The sequence below is a fragment of the uncultured Rikenella sp. genome (assembly GCF_910579375.1).
Taxonomy (GTDB): Bacteria; Bacteroidota; Bacteroidia; order Bacteroidales; family Rikenellaceae; genus Rikenella.
This window is the reverse complement of sequence record NZ_CAJTUJ010000237.1, coordinates 1-1,046: the sequence shown is the minus strand read 5'-3', so window position 1 is coordinate 1,046 and position 1,046 is coordinate 1. Positions and strand designations below refer to the sequence as shown.

At 65.7% G+C, this 1,046-nt stretch carries 1 protein-coding gene; it reads right to left on the bottom strand.

Annotated elements, in window-relative coordinates; all coding sequences use genetic code 11:
• On the bottom strand, positions 1 to 547 hold a 547-nt coding region (locus QZ302_RS10000), incomplete at its 3' end, for a Sir2 family NAD-dependent protein deacetylase (protein ID WP_294594980.1).
• Positions 548 to 1,046: the final 499 nt, after the last annotated feature.

Here is a 1,046-nt window from a genome sequence, read left to right as displayed (position 1 = left end):
CGGCGGCGGGGTAGACGGCGAGGGAGGTGCCGATCACGAGGAGCAGGTCGGCGTCGCGGACTTCGCTCAGGGCGCGTTCGTATTCGGGGACGGGTTCGCCGAAGAAGACGATGTGGGGGCGCAGTTGTGCGCCGTCGGGGGCGAGGTCGCCGAGGCGGGTGGGGCCGGGAGCGGGAAGGATCAGGTCGGGGTTGCGTTCGCTGCGGGCTTTGCGCAGTTCGCCGTGGAGGTGGATGATGCGGGTGCTGCCGGCGCGTTCGTGGAGGTCGTCGACGTTCTGGGTGATGACGGTGACGTGGTCGAAGGCGGTTTCGAGTTCGGCGAGGGCGAGGTGACCGGGGTTGGGGGTCACGTGGTCGAGTTGGGCGCGGCGGGCGTTGTAGAAGTCGAGCACGAGGCGGGGGTTGCGCTGCCAGGCTTCGGCGGTGCAGACGTCTTCGATGCGGTGGTTTTCCCACAGGCCGTCGGTGTCGCGGAAGGTGGAGACGCCGCTGTCGGCGCTCATGCCGGCGCCGGTGAAGATGACTATTTTCTTCTGGGATTTCATGGTGGGGGGTGTTTTTGTTTCGAAAGATACGACTTTTCGGCGGGTGTTGTTTTCGGGGGGTATCGAGGGGGATTTGGGCGGCGGGGTAGAGGCTGTCGATTGCCCACCGCGGGCACGCGGGGCCTGCCTGGCCCGAGGGCAGTCTCTTCCCGTAGCCAAAGACGCGCGCCGCCGCCTAAAGGAGCGATTCAACTATTTCGGTGATAACCGAATATAGTTGAATCGCGCAAGGCGCGCGAAAACGCGGCGGAGCGAAAGCGGAGCCGCAGTGAGGCACACACGGGGCGGAAACAGGGCTGGGCTTTGGGCTGTGCTTGTTCTTCAGGCGCGAAAACCGTAGCCGGTTTTCGCGCCGCGCAGGGCCGAGCAAAGGGCTTGGCTTTGAGCGATGGGTTGGGCCGAGCTGTTGGCCGTGCTTTGGGCCGAGAGCGAGTAGCTAAGTCCCCGTGACAACGGTCGGCCCGCAGCCCCCGGATGCGGAGGGCCGAAATACTCCGCT